Source organism: Streptococcus hillyeri (assembly GCF_041081565.1).
In the GTDB taxonomy this organism is placed as follows: Bacteria; Bacillota; Bacilli; order Lactobacillales; family Streptococcaceae; genus Streptococcus; species Streptococcus hillyeri.
Genome location: NZ_CP163513.1, coordinates 1737535 through 1752721, shown reverse-complemented (window position 1 = coordinate 1752721; position 15187 = coordinate 1737535). Strand labels below are relative to the sequence as shown.

Annotated in this window: 14 protein-coding genes; all 14 read left to right on the top strand. The window is 41.6% G+C overall.

Annotation, left to right across the window (positions count from 1 at the left end; translation table 11 throughout):
- The first annotated feature begins 425 nt into the window (after positions 1-425).
- Complete coding sequence (locus AB6M99_RS08410) at positions 426-1883, top strand: aminotransferase class I/II-fold pyridoxal phosphate-dependent enzyme (RefSeq protein WP_369350526.1); 1458 nt, start codon at positions 426-428, stop codon at positions 1881-1883.
- Complete coding sequence (gene speE, locus AB6M99_RS08405; RefSeq protein ID WP_121835517.1) at positions 1884-2744, top strand: polyamine aminopropyltransferase; 861 nt, start codon at positions 1884-1886, stop codon at positions 2742-2744.
- The gene (locus tag AB6M99_RS08400; protein WP_121835519.1) at positions 2741-4000 is read left to right on the top strand and encodes a saccharopine dehydrogenase family protein; all 1260 of its coding nucleotides are present in this window, start codon (positions 2741-2743) and stop codon (positions 3998-4000) included. The genes speE and AB6M99_RS08400 overlap by 4 nt, the downstream gene beginning before the upstream one ends.
- Entirely contained in the window at positions 4000-5127 is a 1128-nt protein-coding gene (gene nspC / locus AB6M99_RS08395) for a carboxynorspermidine decarboxylase (RefSeq protein ID WP_121835521.1), read from the top strand. The genes AB6M99_RS08400 and nspC overlap by 1 nt, the downstream gene beginning before the upstream one ends.
- Positions 5127-6209 (top strand): agmatine deiminase, encoded by a 1083-nt coding sequence (gene aguA / locus AB6M99_RS08390; protein WP_121835523.1) that lies wholly within the window; start codon positions 5127-5129, stop codon positions 6207-6209. The genes nspC and aguA overlap by 1 nt, the downstream gene beginning before the upstream one ends.
- A 13-nt stretch (positions 6210-6222) precedes the next feature.
- Positions 6223-7098 (top strand): N-carbamoylputrescine amidase, encoded by an 876-nt coding sequence (aguB, locus tag AB6M99_RS08385; RefSeq protein ID WP_121835525.1) that lies wholly within the window; start codon positions 6223-6225, stop codon positions 7096-7098.
- Positions 7099-7183: 85 nt separating this feature from the next.
- Positions 7184-8026 carry a patatin family protein gene (locus AB6M99_RS08380; RefSeq protein ID WP_369350525.1) on the top strand — a complete coding sequence of 281 codons (843 nt, stop codon included), beginning with the start codon at positions 7184-7186 and terminating at the stop codon, positions 8024-8026.
- 280 nt (positions 8027-8306) lie between these two features.
- Positions 8307-9338, top strand: a complete 1032-nt coding sequence (locus AB6M99_RS08375) for a 3-deoxy-7-phosphoheptulonate synthase (RefSeq protein WP_121835530.1) — start codon at positions 8307-8309, stop codon at positions 9336-9338.
- 59 nt (positions 9339-9397) lie between these two features.
- Positions 9398-9769: a holo-ACP synthase gene (acpS, locus tag AB6M99_RS08370; RefSeq protein ID WP_121835532.1), complete on the top strand. Its 372-nt coding sequence runs from the start codon at positions 9398-9400 to the stop codon at positions 9767-9769.
- Between the two features lie 108 nt (positions 9770-9877).
- On the top strand, positions 9878-10975 hold the full coding sequence (gene alr / locus AB6M99_RS08365) for an alanine racemase (protein ID WP_121835534.1): 1098 nt from the start codon (positions 9878-9880) through the stop codon (positions 10973-10975).
- 108 nt (positions 10976-11083) lie between these two features.
- Positions 11084-11968 (top strand): MetQ/NlpA family ABC transporter substrate-binding protein, encoded by an 885-nt coding sequence (locus tag AB6M99_RS08360; RefSeq protein WP_121835536.1) that lies wholly within the window; start codon positions 11084-11086, stop codon positions 11966-11968.
- A gap of 75 nt (positions 11969-12043) precedes the next feature.
- Positions 12044-13417, top strand: a complete 1374-nt coding sequence (locus AB6M99_RS08355; protein WP_121835538.1) for a M20/M25/M40 family metallo-hydrolase — start codon at positions 12044-12046, stop codon at positions 13415-13417.
- Positions 13410-14480 carry a methionine ABC transporter ATP-binding protein gene (locus AB6M99_RS08350; protein WP_121835540.1) on the top strand — a complete coding sequence of 357 codons (1071 nt, stop codon included), beginning with the start codon at positions 13410-13412 and terminating at the stop codon, positions 14478-14480. Before AB6M99_RS08355 ends, AB6M99_RS08350 begins: the two co-directional genes overlap by 8 nt.
- Positions 14477-15169: a methionine ABC transporter permease gene (locus AB6M99_RS08345; RefSeq protein WP_121835542.1), complete on the top strand. Its 693-nt coding sequence runs from the start codon at positions 14477-14479 to the stop codon at positions 15167-15169. Before AB6M99_RS08350 ends, AB6M99_RS08345 begins: the two co-directional genes overlap by 4 nt.
- The last annotated feature ends 18 nt before the right edge of the window (positions 15170-15187 follow it).

The window sequence follows — 15187 nt, the reverse complement described above, 5'->3', positions numbered from 1 at the left end:
TACTTTTTGTCTAGAATAAGTATCCAAAAGATGTTTCTAGCAAATATACCCCGAGTAAAAAATGCCTACGGACAGGCAGGGGAATGCCGAAGCGGGAATCGTACAGTAATGTTCTGCTCCCATTATTGATTGGGTTAGAAGCCCAAATTTTACAGTTGATGTTAGGAAAGATTCCTAATTCATAGTTATTTTAGTGTGGTGAAAGCACACGTCATCTTGTGAAACGGTCAATAAAGTACGTCATATTTGCACTTGAGAGTAGGAAACATCTAGCCCCAGATACTCATAAAGAAGAAATCAAAACGTGAACAAAAAACGATTGTAGAGCAGGAGCATACCCTGCTCTTTTTGTTTGACAAGAGACAGAAAGAAACGGTTTGGAAAGGCATTTTCAACCGTGAGAAGATGGTAGGAATGGAGAGACAGTGACAAGAAAAAATCAACACCGTGCACCCATTTACGATGGGTTGGTGAATTTACGCAAGAAACGCATTGTTCCCTTTGATGTGCCAGGGCACAAACGTGGTCGAGGCAATCCAGAATTAGTGGAACTCTTAGGCGAAAAATGTGTTGGGATTGATGTCAATTCCATGAAACCCTTGGATAATTTAGGCCACCCCGTGTCGATTATCCGAGAGGCTGAGGAATTGACGGCGGATGCTTTTGGCGCAGCACATGCCTTCTTGATGATTGGAGGGACAACGTCGTCAGTCCAGGCGATGATTTTAGCGACCTGTAAGGCTGGAGATAAGATTATCTTGCCACGAAATGTGCATAAGTCTGCGATCAATGCCTTGGTGCTTTGCGGTGCGATTCCGATTTACATTGAGATGAGCGTTAATCCTCGAATTGGAATTGCTCTGGGCTTGGAAAATGACCGAGTGGCACAGGCTATCAAGGAACACCCAGATGCTAAGGCTGTATTAATCAATAATCCAACCTACTATGGCATTTGTTCAGACTTGAAAGGTCTGACAGAGATGGCACACGCAGCAGGAATGAAAGTGTTGGTTGATGAGGCACATGGTGCCCACCTACACTTTACGGAGCAATTACCGATTTCTGGAATGGATGCTGGCGCTGATATGGCAGCAGTATCCATGCACAAATCAGGCGGTAGCTTAACACAGAGCTCGATTCTTCTGCTTGGACCGGATATGAATGCGGAATACGTGCGTCAAATCATTAACCTGACACAATCCACATCAGCATCTTACTTGCTCATGTCAAGTCTTGATATTTCTCGACGCAATCTGGCTCTTCGTGGCAAAGAATCCTTTGAAAAAGTTATTGAACTGTCGGAGTATGCGCGTCGTGAAATCAATGCGATTGGTGGCTATTATGCTTATTCCAAGGAATTGATTGATGGTGTATCGGTTTATGATTATGATGTGACCAAGTTATCAGTCTATACACAAGGAATTGGCTTGACTGGTATTGAGGTCTATGACCTCTTGCGAGATGAATATGATATCCAGATTGAGTTTGGCGATATTGGTAATATTCTAGCCTACATTTCGATTGGAGACCGTATTCAGGATATTGAACGTTTGGTCGGTGCTTTAGCAGATATTAAACGCCTCTATTCACGAGATGGCAAGGACTTGATTACGGGAGAGTATATTCAACCAGAGGTGGTTATGTCGCCACAAGAAGCTTTCTATGCTAGCCGAGAGAGTGTTAGCCTGCAAGGGGCTGTTGGGTCTGTCTGTGGTGAATTTGTCATGTGCTACCCACCGGGGATTCCTATTTTAGCTCCGGGTGAGCGAGTAACACAGGACTTGGTTGATTACATTCAATTTGCCAAAGACAGAGGCTGTTCGCTTCAAGGAACAGAAGATCCAGAGGTTAATGTCATCAATATTATCAAGGAGGGCTGCTAGATGGATATGTGGTTTTCAGAAGTTCACACACCAGATGTGAAATTATCGCTTCGTACCGCGCAGCAATTGTACTCAGGAAAAAGCGAATGGCAAGATATTGCGGTGTTGGAAACACCTGCTTTTGGTCGAATTCTTGTCTTGAATGGGCATGTCCTTTTCTCAGACGCAGATGACTTTGTGTACAATGAGATGGTTGCTCATGTACCGATGGCAGTTCACCCTAATCCTAAAAAAGTTTTAGTATTAGGTGGTGGTGATGGTGGTGTTGCTCAGGTATTGACCATGTACCCAGAGTTGGAACAAATTGATATTGTTGAGCCTGATGAGATGTTGGTTGAGGTTTGTCGCCAGTATTTCCCTGATTTTGCTCAGGGTTTGGACGACCCTCGAGTGAACATTTACCACCAAGACGGTCTGCGTTTTTTGAGAAATTGCGAAGCAGAGTACGATATTATCATCAACGATGCTACAGATCCTTTTGGACATACGGAAGGTTTGTTTACCAAGGAATTTTATGGCAATAGTTACCGCGCACTGAAAGAAGATGGGATTATGATTTATCAGCATGGAAGTCCCTTCTTTGATGAGGATGAATCGGCTTGCCGCAGCATGCATCGTAAGGCTACCCAGTCTTTCCCAATTAGTCGTGTGTATCAAGCGCATATTCCAACCAGTCCAGCTGGTTATTGGTTGTTTGGGTTTGCGTCAAAAAAATACCATCCCATTGAGGATTTTAAAAAAGACCAATGGAAAGAGCGCCAGCTATTTACCGAATATTATACTGCCAATTTACATGTGGGGGCCTTTATGTTGCCCAAGTACGTTGAGGATATTTTAGAAGAGGAAGAAGGAAGAAAATGAGTCGTTTATTAGTTATTGGATGTGGGGGCGTTGCCCAAGTTGCTATCTCAAAAATCTGTCAGGATAGCGATACCTTTCAAGAAATTATGATTGCCAGCCGTACCAAGTCAAAATGTGATGACTTGAAGGCTAAACTAGAGGGGAAAACAAGCACGAAAATTGAAACAGCAGCCCTTGATGCGGATAATGTGGATGAAGTTATTGCGTTGATTAACAGCTATAAACCAGAAGCAGTCTTGAACGTTGCTCTTCCATACCAAGATTTGACCATTATGGATGCTTGCTTGGCAACGGGTGTGCACTATATTGACACAGCTAACTATGAGGCTGAAAATACTGAGGATCCAGAATGGCGTGCCATTTATGAAAAACGCTGTGAGGAACTTGGTTTCACAGCTTACTTTGACTATTCATGGCAATGGGCTTACCAAGAGAAATTCAAGGAAGCTGGTTTGACTGCTCTACTTGGTTCTGGTTTTGACCCAGGTGTGACGAGCGTTTTCTCTGCCTATGCTTTGAAACATTATTTTGATGAAATTCACTACATTGACATTTTGGACTGTAATGGTGGTGACCACGGTTACCCATTTGCGACAAACTTTAACCCTGAAATCAATCTTCGTGAGGTTTCAGCACCAGGTTCTTATTGGGAAGATGGTAAATGGGTTGAAGTAGAGGCGATGTCAATCAAACGTGAATATGATTTCCCAGAAGTTGGTCAAAAAGACATGTACCTTCTTCACCACGAAGAAATCGAATCTTTGGCTAAAAATATTCCAGGTGTGAAACGCATTCGCTTCTTTATGACCTTTGGTCAAAGCTATCTCACTCACATGAAATGTTTGGAAAATGTTGGTTTGCTTCGTACAGACACAATCAACTTTAATGGACAAGAAATCGTCCCAATTCAATTTTTGAAAGCCTTACTTCCCGATCCAGCCAGCCTTGGCCCACGTACGGTTGGTAAGACAAATATCGGCTGTATCTTTACTGGTATCAAAGATGGGGTTGAAAAAACCATCTATATCTACAATGTTTGTGACCACCAAGAATGCTATGCAGAAGTGGGTTCTCAAGCCATTTCTTACACAACAGGTGTGCCAGCTATGATTGGAACAAAATTAGTGATGGACGGTACGTGGAAACAGCCTGGCGTCTTTAACTTGGAAGAATTGGATCCAGACCCATTCATGGAAGCTTTGAACAAATACGGACTTCCGTGGGTAGTGGTTGAAAATCCTCAATTGGTGGACTAATGAGATTGGAACAAGTCCCAACGCCTTCTTATGTCATTGATGAAGGGCAGTTGGAAAAGAATTTACAGATTTTGGCGCGTGTTCAGGAGGAAGCAGGCTGTAAAGTTTTATTGGCTCAGAAGGCTTACTCCCTTTATGCGACTTATCCCTTGATTAGCCGTTACCTTTCTGGAACAACAGCCAGTGGGCTCTATGAAGCTCGTTTAGGACGTGAAGAATTTCCTGGGGAAGTTCACGTTTTTGCTCCAGCTTTTAAAGACAGTGAGATTGATGAGGTTTTGGAAATCTCAGACCACATCGTCTTTAACTCGGAGCGCCAGTTGCGCAAGCATAGTGATAAATGCAGAGCGGCTAACGTTAGTGTCGGTTTGCGGATCAATCCAGAGTGTTCAACGCAAGGTGACCATGCCCTCTATGACCCATGTGCCTACGGTTCACGCTTTGGCGTGACGATTGACAAGTTTAATCCAGAGGTGATGGATTTGGTGGATGGTCTCCATTTCCATACCCTCTGTGAGCAAAATTCCGATGACTTGGTCACAACCTTGGCAGCAGTTGAGGAGAAGTTTGGACAGTATTTGTATCAAGTCAAGTGGTTGAATTTTGGTGGTGGTCACCATGTGACGCGTGAGGATTATGATGTTGACTTACTGATTTCTGAAATCAAGCGCATCAAAGCCAAGTACGATGTGGACGTTTATATTGAACCGGGCGAGGCTATTGCCCTTAATGCTGGTTATCTGGCGACAGAGGTCTTGGATATCGTCGAAAATGGGATCAATACTTTGGTTCTAGATACATCAGCGACCTGTCACATGCCAGATGTTTTGGAAATGCCGTATCGTCCTCCACTTCGCAATGGTTTTGAGGCTAATGAAAAGCCCTTTACCTATCGCCTGTCTTCAAATACTTGCTTGACAGGGGATATTATCGGTGATTATAGCTTTGAAAAGCCTGTCGAAATCGGCGACCGCCTTTACTTTGAAGATATGGCCATCTACTCTTTTGTTAAAAATAATACCTTTAACGGTATTGGACTACCAAGTCTCTACCTTATGGATAAGAATGGGGATTGCCGTTTGATCAAAGCCTTTGGCTACGAAGATTTCAAGGGGAGGTTATCTTAATGACGTCACCGAAACAATTAGGCTTTCGCATGCCTGCTGAGTATTATCCTCACCACGGCACCCTGATGATTTGGCCAACAAGACCTGGTTCGTGGGCCTATGATGGAAAAGGTGCTAAGGAAGCCTTTACGCGTATCATGACAGAAATTGCCAATAGTGAAAAGGTGTACTTGATTGTGGATGATGCCCACCGTGAGGAAGCAAAATCCTATCTAGGAGATGCGGTTACCTACCTTGATATTCCAAGTAATGACGCTTGGGCGCGTGATACGGGGCCGACAATCTTGACCAATACACAAGGTGATAAATTGGCACTTGATTGGGAATTTAACGCTTGGGGCGGTGATTTTGACGGTCTTTATCAAGACTATCAGGAAGATAATTTGCTAGCGGATGCCGTGGCTCGTCATCTGAATATGCCTATTTATAATGCTAAACCTTTTGTGCTTGAAGGCGGAGCTATTCACACAGACGGTCAAGGAACCTTATTAGTGACAGAGTCTTGTTTGCTCAGCCCAGGGCGAAATCCTGAATTAACCAAGGAAGAGATTGAAGAACGCTTAAAAGAATTTTTAGGAATGGAAAAGGTTATCTGGTTACCATACGGCATTTACCAAGATGAGACGAATGAGCATGTGGATAATGTTGCAGCCTTTGTTGGCTCAGCCAAGGTTGTCCTTGCTTGGACAGATGATGAAAATGATCCTCAATATGCCATGTCATTAGCTAATCTTAAAGTCTTAGAAGCAGAAACAGATGCCAAAGGACGCCCGTTAACGGTTTATAAAATGCATATTCCAGATAAAACTCAGGTCATTGATGAACATGATTTGCAAGGTTATCAATTTGCTGAAGGGGAAGACGAACGTGAAATTGGAGAACGTCTTGCAGCTAGCTATGTGAATTTTTACATTACCAATGACGCTGTGCTTGTTCCTCAATTTAATGACTCTAAAGACAAGTTGGCCTGTGAACTTTTGCAAGAGTTGTTCCCTTATCGCCGAATTGTAGGTATTCCAGCACGTGATATTTTATTAGGTGGGGGAAATATTCACTGTATCACCCAGCAAATTCCATTGTAGAGAAAGGAAAATGATGAGACATGTAACCGTTGCTGCCATTCAGATGCAGTGTCAGCTTGATGTGGCTGAAAACATTAAAACAGCAGAGCGTTTGGTTCGCCAAGCAGCAGAGCAAGGGGCGCAGATTATTCTCTTGCCAGAATTGTTTGAACGTCCTTATTTCTGCCAAGAACGCCAGTATGAGTATTACCAATATGCTCAATCCGTAGAAGAAAATACGGCTATTTTACACTTCAAACCAATTGCTAAAGAGTTGCAGGTGGTTTTACCGATTAGCTTTTATGAGAAAGATGGTAATGTCCTCTATAATTCCATTGCTGTTATTGATGCGACAGGTGAGGTGTTAGGTGTTTACCGTAAGACCCACATTCCAGATGACCATTATTATCAAGAGAAGTTTTACTTCACTCCAGGAAATACTGGTTTCAAAGTTTGGGCTACACGCTATGCCAAGATTGGGATTGGCATTTGTTGGGATCAATGGTTCCCAGAAACAGCACGAAGCCTTGCTTTAAACGGTGCAGAATTATTATTCTACCCAACAGCAATTGGATCAGAACCTATTTTGGATACAGACAGTAAAGATCACTGGCAACGCACCATGCAAGGTCATGCTGCAGCTAATATTACACCAGTTATTTCAGCTAACCGCTTTGGCGTGGAGCATGTGACGCCATCTGTGGAAAATGGTGGACAGGAATCGAGCTTGAATTTCTACGGTTCGTCCTTTATGACAGACGAGACAGGAGAAATATTAACTGTTGCTGAGCGTGAAGGAGAAGCGGTTCTTATCGTAACTTACGACCTTGACAAAGGTGCCAATGAGCGTTTGAACTGGGGGCTCTTCCGTGACCGACGCCCAGAGATGTATGGCAATATCAGTCAATAAATGAGGAGGCTACGGCCTTCTTTTTAACCATTTTTTTGGAAATTTTGTTATAATAATCACCAAAACCATGAAGGAGGATAGGGAGATGACTGTTGGATTGGTATTGGAAGGTGGCGGTATGCGTGGACTTTATACCGCTGGCGTTTTAGATGCGTTTTTGGATGCAGGAATCAAAGTTGATGGGGTTGTAGCTGTATCTGCAGGTGCTCTTTTTGGTGTTAATTTTCTTTCTCAGCAAAAAGGCAGAGCTCTTCGTTATAACAAGCGTTTTATCAAAGATAAAAATTACATGGGATTTCGTTCTTGGGTGAAAACAGGAAATGTTGTCAATAAGGATATGGCTTACTATAAAATTCCTATGGAATTAGATAAATTTGACCAGGAAAGATTTGCTCAGTCAGGGACTCCTTTTTATGTGGTTACAACTGATATTGAAACAGGCAAACCAGATTATATTAAAATTGATGATGTTTTTGAACAAATGGAAGCCCTTCGTGCCAGCTCTGCTTTGCCCCTAGCCAATGAAATTGTCACTTATAAGGGGAAAAAGTATTTAGACGGTGGTCTTTCGGATTCGATTCCCGTAGATTTTGCGAAAAGTTTGGGTTTTGATAAGTTAATTGTGATTTTGACGCAACCACTGGATTATCGAAAGAAGTCTTCAAGTGGCAGACTTTACAGACTTTTTTATCAAAAATATCCTAACTTTGTGGCAGTGGCTTCAAAACGTTATCAGCATTATAACACTCAGGTTGAAAATATTATTCAGATGGAAAAAGAAGGACAGTTATTTGCTATTCGTCCAAAAGAAGCCCTAAAAATAGGTCGTCTCGAAAAAAATCCTGATAAATTTGATGAGATTTATGGACGTGGTGTCGGTGATGGTGAGAAAATCATTCCAGCTCTCAAAAACTATTTAGGATGTTAAAGGCATAAATTAACTTAATTTTCTGAAAAATATCTTGGAAAAGCATTTTTGAAGTGGTATAATAGAAACAATTTTTATACTGAAATAAAAAAACAAGCGGATGAATTCACTATGACCAATATCGGATGTTGTGATAAAAGAATCTGAGTTTGCTGGAAGTATAAATTGGAATAAGAAAGGAGATAGGTCGGGGTGTGTCTTTGGTTAGCGAGGAACACTTTCAAGGAAAGTAGCGCTGTTGTGTGTTAATGGCCCTATTTTTTGACCTAAAGATTAAGCGATGGCTATTCATCAAAAATCTGCGACGATTGACGTTGCTAAAGTAAAAGAATTATCAAAATTAGAAGGCCAGTTTTTGGCTGATAAAATAGCACGTGATGAAGAATTATCACGTATTATAAAAGGGGAAGATGACCGTATCCTTTTAGTGATTGGGCCTTGTTCGTCAGACAATGAAGAGGCAGTCTTGGAATATGCTAAGCGCCTATCTGCTCTCCAAGAAAAGGTCAAAGACAAAATCTTTATGGTGATGCGTGTCTACACGGCTAAACCACGCACCAATGGTGATGGCTATAAAGGATTGATGCACCAGCCAGACACCTCAAAATTACCAGATTTAATCAATGGTATTGCTGCGGTACGTAATCTTCACTACCGTGTCATCACTGAGACAGGGTTAACCACAGCAGATGAGATGCTCTATCCATCAAATCTCAGTTTGGTTGATGATTTGGTGTCTTACCATGCGATTGGTGCACGTTCTGTTGAAGATCAAGAGCACCGCTTTGTTGCTTCAGGAATAGATGCTCCAGTTGGGATGAAAAATCCAACCTCTGGAAACCTCAATGTGATGTTCAATGGCATTTACGCCGCTCAAAACAGTCAGAATTTTATTTTCCAAAATGCTGAGGTTGATACAGATGGTAACCCACTTGCCCATGTTATCCTTCGCGGAGCGGTGAACGAGCATGGCGAAAACGAGCCAAACTATTACTACGATATTTTGTTGAAAGCTATTACCCAGTATGAAAAAATGGGATTGGTGAATCCATTTATTGTGATTGATACCAACCACGATAATTCAGGCAAGCAGTATTTAGAACAAATTCGTATTGTCCGCCAAACGCTTATCAACCGTGATTGGAATGAGAAAATTCGTCAATATGTTCGTGGTTTCATGATTGAGTCTTACCTCGAAGATGGACGCCAAGATAGTCCAGAAATTTTTGGTAAATCTATTACAGACCCATGCCTAGGTTGGGAGAAAACTGAGGAACTTGTTCAGGAAATTTATGCGACTTTATCAAAGTAGTGGTATAATAGAAAGAAAGCTAGCTTAGGCTGGTTTTTCTTTTTGGAAAAGGAGAACCTATGATTTACGGACATGGGATTGATTTGCAGGATATTTCTGCTATCCAACGGGCTTATGATAAAAAGCAGAACTTTGCCCATAAAATTCTTACAGCAAAAGAATTAGAGCTCTTTCAGACGCTTAAAGCTCCTCGTACCTATGAATTTTTAGCGGGACGTTGGGCGGCAAAAGAGGCTTTTTCAAAAGCCTTGGGAACTGGATTTGTTGGCTTATCTTTCCAAGATATTGAAATATTGAAAGATAGTAAGGGGGCGCCGATTGTGACTGCCTCACCATTTGAAGGGAAGGTGCATTTATCTATCTCTCACAGCGGTTCTTTTGTCCAGGCTAGTGTCATTTTAGAAAGTATTGAGGAAAATGAAAGGAATTGAACCCGAACGGAAAGCTCGGAATTTAGATAAATCGCCTTGTGTGCAAGCACACTACGTTGATTTCCTAAAATTCTAATCGCTTTCTCGGCGTTCTTGGGATCTTATACTATGGTTACAAGCATTCATCGTCCAACTAAGGCAACGGTTGATTTATCAGCCATTGCTAGCAATATTGAGACTATAAAAAGTCATCTGCCAGAAAATACTCAGAGTTTTGCGGTTGTTAAAGCAGATGCCTATGGGCATGGTGCAGTTGCAGTTGCTAAACACATCGAGCGTCAGGTGGATTATTTTTGTGTATCTAATCTTGATGAGGGGCTTGAATTGCGGCAGGCAGGGCTTATCAAACCAATTTTGATTTTAGGTGTGATCATGCCGGAGGAATTACCATTAGCAATCTCTCAAAAAATTACTGTTACTGTAGCTAGTTTAGAGTGGTTGGATTTTGCGCGTTCTTATGATTTGACAGGCCTAAAAGTCCACCTCAAGTTGGATACAGGTATGGGCCGTATCGGTTTTCGGAAAAGTTCTGACACTAAACAAGCACAGCAGCGATTAAAAGAATTAGGTGCTCATGTTGAAGGGATTTTCACCCACTTTGCGACAGCTGATGAAGCTGATGATCGTCATTTTTTGGGACAATTGCAGAGCTTCAAACAACACTTGTCTGAGTTGGAAGAGATACCTACTCTTGTCCATGCTAGTAATTCAGCAACAAGTCTCTGGCATCAAGAAGGCATTTTCAATGCTGTGCGACTAGGGATTGCTATTTACGGACTAAACCCTAGTGGACAAGTTTTGGAATTACCTTATCCAATGAAACCAGCTTTGACGCTTTCGACACAGGTTATTCATGTCAAAAAACTTCCAGCTCTGAAAACGATTGGTTATGGTGCGACTTATCAAACTAAAAACGATGAGTACATTGCGACAGTTCCGATTGGTTATGCGGATGGTTGGACACGTGATACTCAAAATTTCCATGTTTTAGTTGACGGAAACTATTGTCAAATTGTTGGCCGTATTTCCATGGACCAAATGACCATTAAGTTGCCAAAATCCTATCCTCTTGGGACAGAAGTTACTCTGATTGGTAAAAATGGTGATGAGGCTATCTCAGCAACTGACATTGCTCAGCATCGTGATACCATCAACTATGAAGTGCTCTGCCTTTTGAGCCAACGTGTGCCACGCCAATATTTGTAGTGTTATAGTTTTTAACTATACAAAAACCTTAGTTTTAACAATTTGAAATCTATAGCTACCTATGGCATAATAGTCACATCTTAAAAAATTAGAAGAGGTAAGGATATTATGACATTGAAAAAAATTCTAGGATTAACAACAACTTTGGCAGCAGCAGCACTTTTGGCAGCCTGCGCACCATCTTCAGGTAAAGAAGACAAAGCAAGCGACAAGGGTGAAAAATTAACGGTTGGCGTTATGGCATTTGATGATACAACAGAGCCACTCTGGGATGAAATTTCAGCTTTGGCTAAAAAAGAAGGTGTTACTTTAGACTTTGTTCAGTTCACTGACTACACACAACCTAACACTGCACTTGATAATGGTGAAGTGGATGTCAATGCTTTCCAACACTATGATTTCTTAAACAACTGGAACAAAGAAAATGATGGTGACTTAGTAGCCGCAGCGGACACACTTCTTAGTCCAATCCACCTCTTCTCAGGTGCTGAAGGTGGCAAAGCTAAGTATAAAGAGGTTTCTGAATTACCAGAAGGTGCTGTGATTGCAGTACCAAACGATGCGACAAATGAAAGCCGTGCCCTCTATGTTCTTGAAAGTGCTGGTATCATTGATCTTGAAGTACCTAAAGGTGAAATTGCGACGCTTGATAGCATTGTTAAAAACAGCAAGAACGTTACCATTAAAGAAGTTGCAGCTGATCAACTTGCAGCAAACCTAGTATCTGTGGATGCAGCTATTATCAATAATGCTTTTGCACAGTCTGCAGGAATTGACTATAAAACTTCTCTTTACAAAGAAGAAGTAAACGAAGGTTCTAAACAATGGGTTAACATTATCGCAGCTCAAAAAGATTGGGAAAAATCAGACAAGGCTGATGCCATTAAAAAATTGATCTCAGTTTACCAAACGGATGAGATTGCCAAAGTGCTTAACGAAACATCAAAAGGAATTGACATTCCAGCATGGGAAGGCGCTCCAACATTTAACTAAATTGTCAATAAATATCAGCGTGTGAAAGCACGCTATATTTGTTTTTTTAGAGGATATCTAGTGAGGGATTAGGAAATGGTAGATAACAACGATCAAAAGCAGTTGGAAAAATTTTACAATGATGCGACGGCACAGTATTATTTTGATAAATTAAAAGAATTAGTTGCCATTAAAAGTGTTTTTGCTCAAAATATTGGTTTAGATGATGCTGCTCACTATTTAGTTACCCTATTTGAAGAAGCAGGTGCAGATGTGGTTTTAGATGATAGTTTTGCTGCTCCTTTTGTCATGGCGACATTTGCCAGCCAAAAAGCGGATGCAAAGACACTTGTTTTCTACAATCACTATGATGTTCAGCCAGCAGACAGTGACCAAATTTGGACTGCTGCGCCTTTTACTTTGGATGTTCGTGATGGTTATATGTATGGGCGTGGAGTTGATGATGACAAGGGACATATTGTTGCACGTTTGACAGGCGTTCAAAAATATCGTAAAGTAGTGACTGAATTGCCAGTAAATATTATTTTCATCATTGAAGGTGCCGAAGAATCCGCATCGGTTGATTTGGAGAAGTATTTAGCAAAATACCAACCTGAATTATCAAAGGCAGAGCTTTTGGTTTGGGAGCAAGGGATTTTTAATGCTCAAGGTCAGATGGAACTTTCTGGTGGGACAAAGGGGATTGTTACCTTTGATGCAGTTGTTGAAAGTGCAGAGGTTGATATCCATTCAAAATTTGGCGGTGTGATTGATAGTAGTAGTTGGTATTTAATCAATGCCCTATCAAGTCTTCGTGCGGCTGATGGACGTATTTTGGTGGACGGCATCTATGATGGTGTGACGCCACCAACGGCTCGTGAGCTTGATTTAGTACATCAATTTGCCTACATTGAGTCAGAGGATTTACGTGACCTTTATGACTTAAAACTACCGTTTTTGACGGATGATAAAGCAGAGCTTCTGAAGCGTTTATTCTTTGAGCCATCATTGACCATACAAGGACTAAGCACAGGTTACCAAGGGCAGGGTGTTAAAACGATTATTCCTTGTCAAGCCTCTGCTAAATTAGAAGTACGTCTGGTGCCTGGTATGGAACCCCATGATGTCTTGACGAAAATTGAAAAGCAGCTGCAAAAAAATGGTTTTGATAAGGTCAAACTAATTTATACTTTGGGTGAAGAAGGCTACCGTAGTGACATGACTGCGCCAGCTATTTTAAATACTATTGACATTGCTAAAAAATTCTCTCCAAAGGGCGTCGCTGTTCTGCCAACAACAGCTGGAACAGGTCCGATGCACCAAGTTTTTGCAGCGCTTGAAGTACCGATTGTATCTTTTGGCCTAGGAAATCCAAATAGCCGAGACCACGGTGGAGATGAAAATGCAAAAATGGCAGATTACTACACCCATATTGAAATGATTGAGGAGTTAATAAAATCTTATGAGTAAACCCATTATTCAACTAGAACATATTGATATCACGTTTCACCAGAAAAAACGTGTGATTGAAGCAGTTAAGGATGTCTCTGTGTCCATTGACAAGGGACAGATTTATGGTATCGTTGGCTATTCAGGAGCGGGGAAATCAACATTAGTCCGTGTGATTAACCTTCTTCAGGTGCCGACAGCTGGTAAAATTACAGTGGCTGGTGATGTGACTTTTGCAGATGGCAAAGTGCAGCTAAGTCCTGCTCAGTTGCGCCAGAAACGTCAAAAAATTGGGATGATTTTCCAGCATTTTAACTTGATGGCACAAAAAACAGCTCGTCAAAACGTTGCTTTTGCGCTTCGTCACTCTCATTTGACAAAAGCAGAGCGTGCGGCGAAAGTTGAGGAACTATTAAGTTTAGTTGGCTTGGCGGACCGAGCTGATAACTACCCTGCTCAGCTTTCAGGAGGGCAAAAACAGCGTGTGGCGATTGCGCGTGCCCTTGCTAATGATCCAGAAATTCTAATTTCTGACGAATCAACTTCAGCGTTGGATCCAAAGACAACTAAGCAAATTTTAGCCTTGTTGCAGGAGCTTAATCGCAAGTTAGGACTTACCATAGTCATGATTACTCACGAAATGCAAATCGTTAAAGACATTTGTCACCGTGTAGCAGTCATGCAGGACGGTCATTTGATTGAGGAAGGTTCTGTTCTTGACATTTTCTCAAATCCTAAAGAGGCTTTGACACAGGAGTTTATCACAACAGCGACTGGCATTGATGATGCCTTGGTCAAGATTGAAAAACAAGAAATTGTCCAAAATTTGGCACAAAATAGCCTACTAGCTCAGCTCAATTATGCAGGGCACACCACGGATGAGCCTATCTTAAATGAGATTTACAAACGTTTTGAAGTGACGGCTAATATTTTGTATGGTAATATTGAAATTTTAGATGATACACCAGTTGGTGAGCTGATTGTCGTCTTATCTGGAGCAGCAGGTTCCTTGGCAGCTGCGGAGCATGCTATCTTAGAGGCAGGTGTGGGATTGACAGTATTGAAAAGAGGTGAAAAATCATGATAGAGTGGATTAAAACAAATCTTCCTCACGTTTATAAAATTGGATTGACAGGCGAAAACGGCTGGCTAGCAGCTACCTACACAACATTTTACATGACTTTTTGGGCATTTATTATTGGTGGTAGTTTGGGACTTTTGACAGGTCTGTTTCTTGTGTTGACAGCTCCTGGTGGAGTTCTTGAAAATAAAACAGTCTTTCATATCCTTGACAAGGTAACGTCAGTCTTTCGTGCAGTGCCTTTTATCATTTTATTAGCAGTTATTGTCCCAGTGACAAAGCTGTTAGTAAATACTAGCCTTGGTCCAACGGCGGCTATTGTCCCTCTATCAGTTGCGACTTTTGCCTTCTTTACACGTCAGGTTCAGGTTGTATTGGCAGAAGTTGATCGTGGAGTTATCGAGGCGGCACAAGCATCAGGAGCCACAACGTTTGATGTCATCCGTGTGTATTTGGGAGAAAGTTTACCCGATTTAATTCGTGTATCGACAGTGACCTTAATTTCCTTAGTTGGAGAAACGGCAATGGCTGGCGCTATCGGTGCTGGCGGTCTCGGTAATGTTGCTATCTCTTATGGTCATGGACGTTCACACCATGATGTGATATGGGTGGCAACCCTGTTAATTCTCTTGATTATTGTGATGATTCAGTTGGTAGGGGATTTGCTGACGCGTAAAATCAGCCATCGTTAATAAAAAACGCTAGAAAAT

Coding starts and splice junctions, on each gene's coding strand:
- speE (WP_121835517.1), top strand. CDS start 1,884: ATGGATATGTGGTTTTCAGAAGTTCACACACCAGATGTGAAATTATCG.
- AB6M99_RS08400 (WP_121835519.1), top strand. CDS start 2,741: ATGAGTCGTTTATTAGTTATTGGATGTGGGGGCGTTGCCCAAGTTGCT.
- nspC (WP_121835521.1), top strand. CDS start 4,000: ATGAGATTGGAACAAGTCCCAACGCCTTCTTATGTCATTGATGAAGGG.
- aguA (WP_121835523.1), top strand. CDS start 5,127: ATGACGTCACCGAAACAATTAGGCTTTCGCATGCCTGCTGAGTATTAT.
- aguB (WP_121835525.1), top strand. CDS start 6,223: ATGAGACATGTAACCGTTGCTGCCATTCAGATGCAGTGTCAGCTTGAT.
- AB6M99_RS08380 (WP_369350525.1), top strand. CDS start 7,184: ATGACTGTTGGATTGGTATTGGAAGGTGGCGGTATGCGTGGACTTTAT.
- AB6M99_RS08375 (WP_121835530.1), top strand. CDS start 8,307: ATGGCTATTCATCAAAAATCTGCGACGATTGACGTTGCTAAAGTAAAA.
- acpS (WP_121835532.1), top strand. CDS start 9,398: ATGATTTACGGACATGGGATTGATTTGCAGGATATTTCTGCTATCCAA.
- alr (WP_121835534.1), top strand. CDS start 9,878: ATGGTTACAAGCATTCATCGTCCAACTAAGGCAACGGTTGATTTATCA.
- AB6M99_RS08360 (WP_121835536.1), top strand. CDS start 11,084: ATGACATTGAAAAAAATTCTAGGATTAACAACAACTTTGGCAGCAGCA.
- AB6M99_RS08355 (WP_121835538.1), top strand. CDS start 12,044: ATGGTAGATAACAACGATCAAAAGCAGTTGGAAAAATTTTACAATGAT.
- AB6M99_RS08350 (WP_121835540.1), top strand. CDS start 13,410: ATGAGTAAACCCATTATTCAACTAGAACATATTGATATCACGTTTCAC.
- AB6M99_RS08345 (WP_121835542.1), top strand. CDS start 14,477: ATGATAGAGTGGATTAAAACAAATCTTCCTCACGTTTATAAAATTGGA.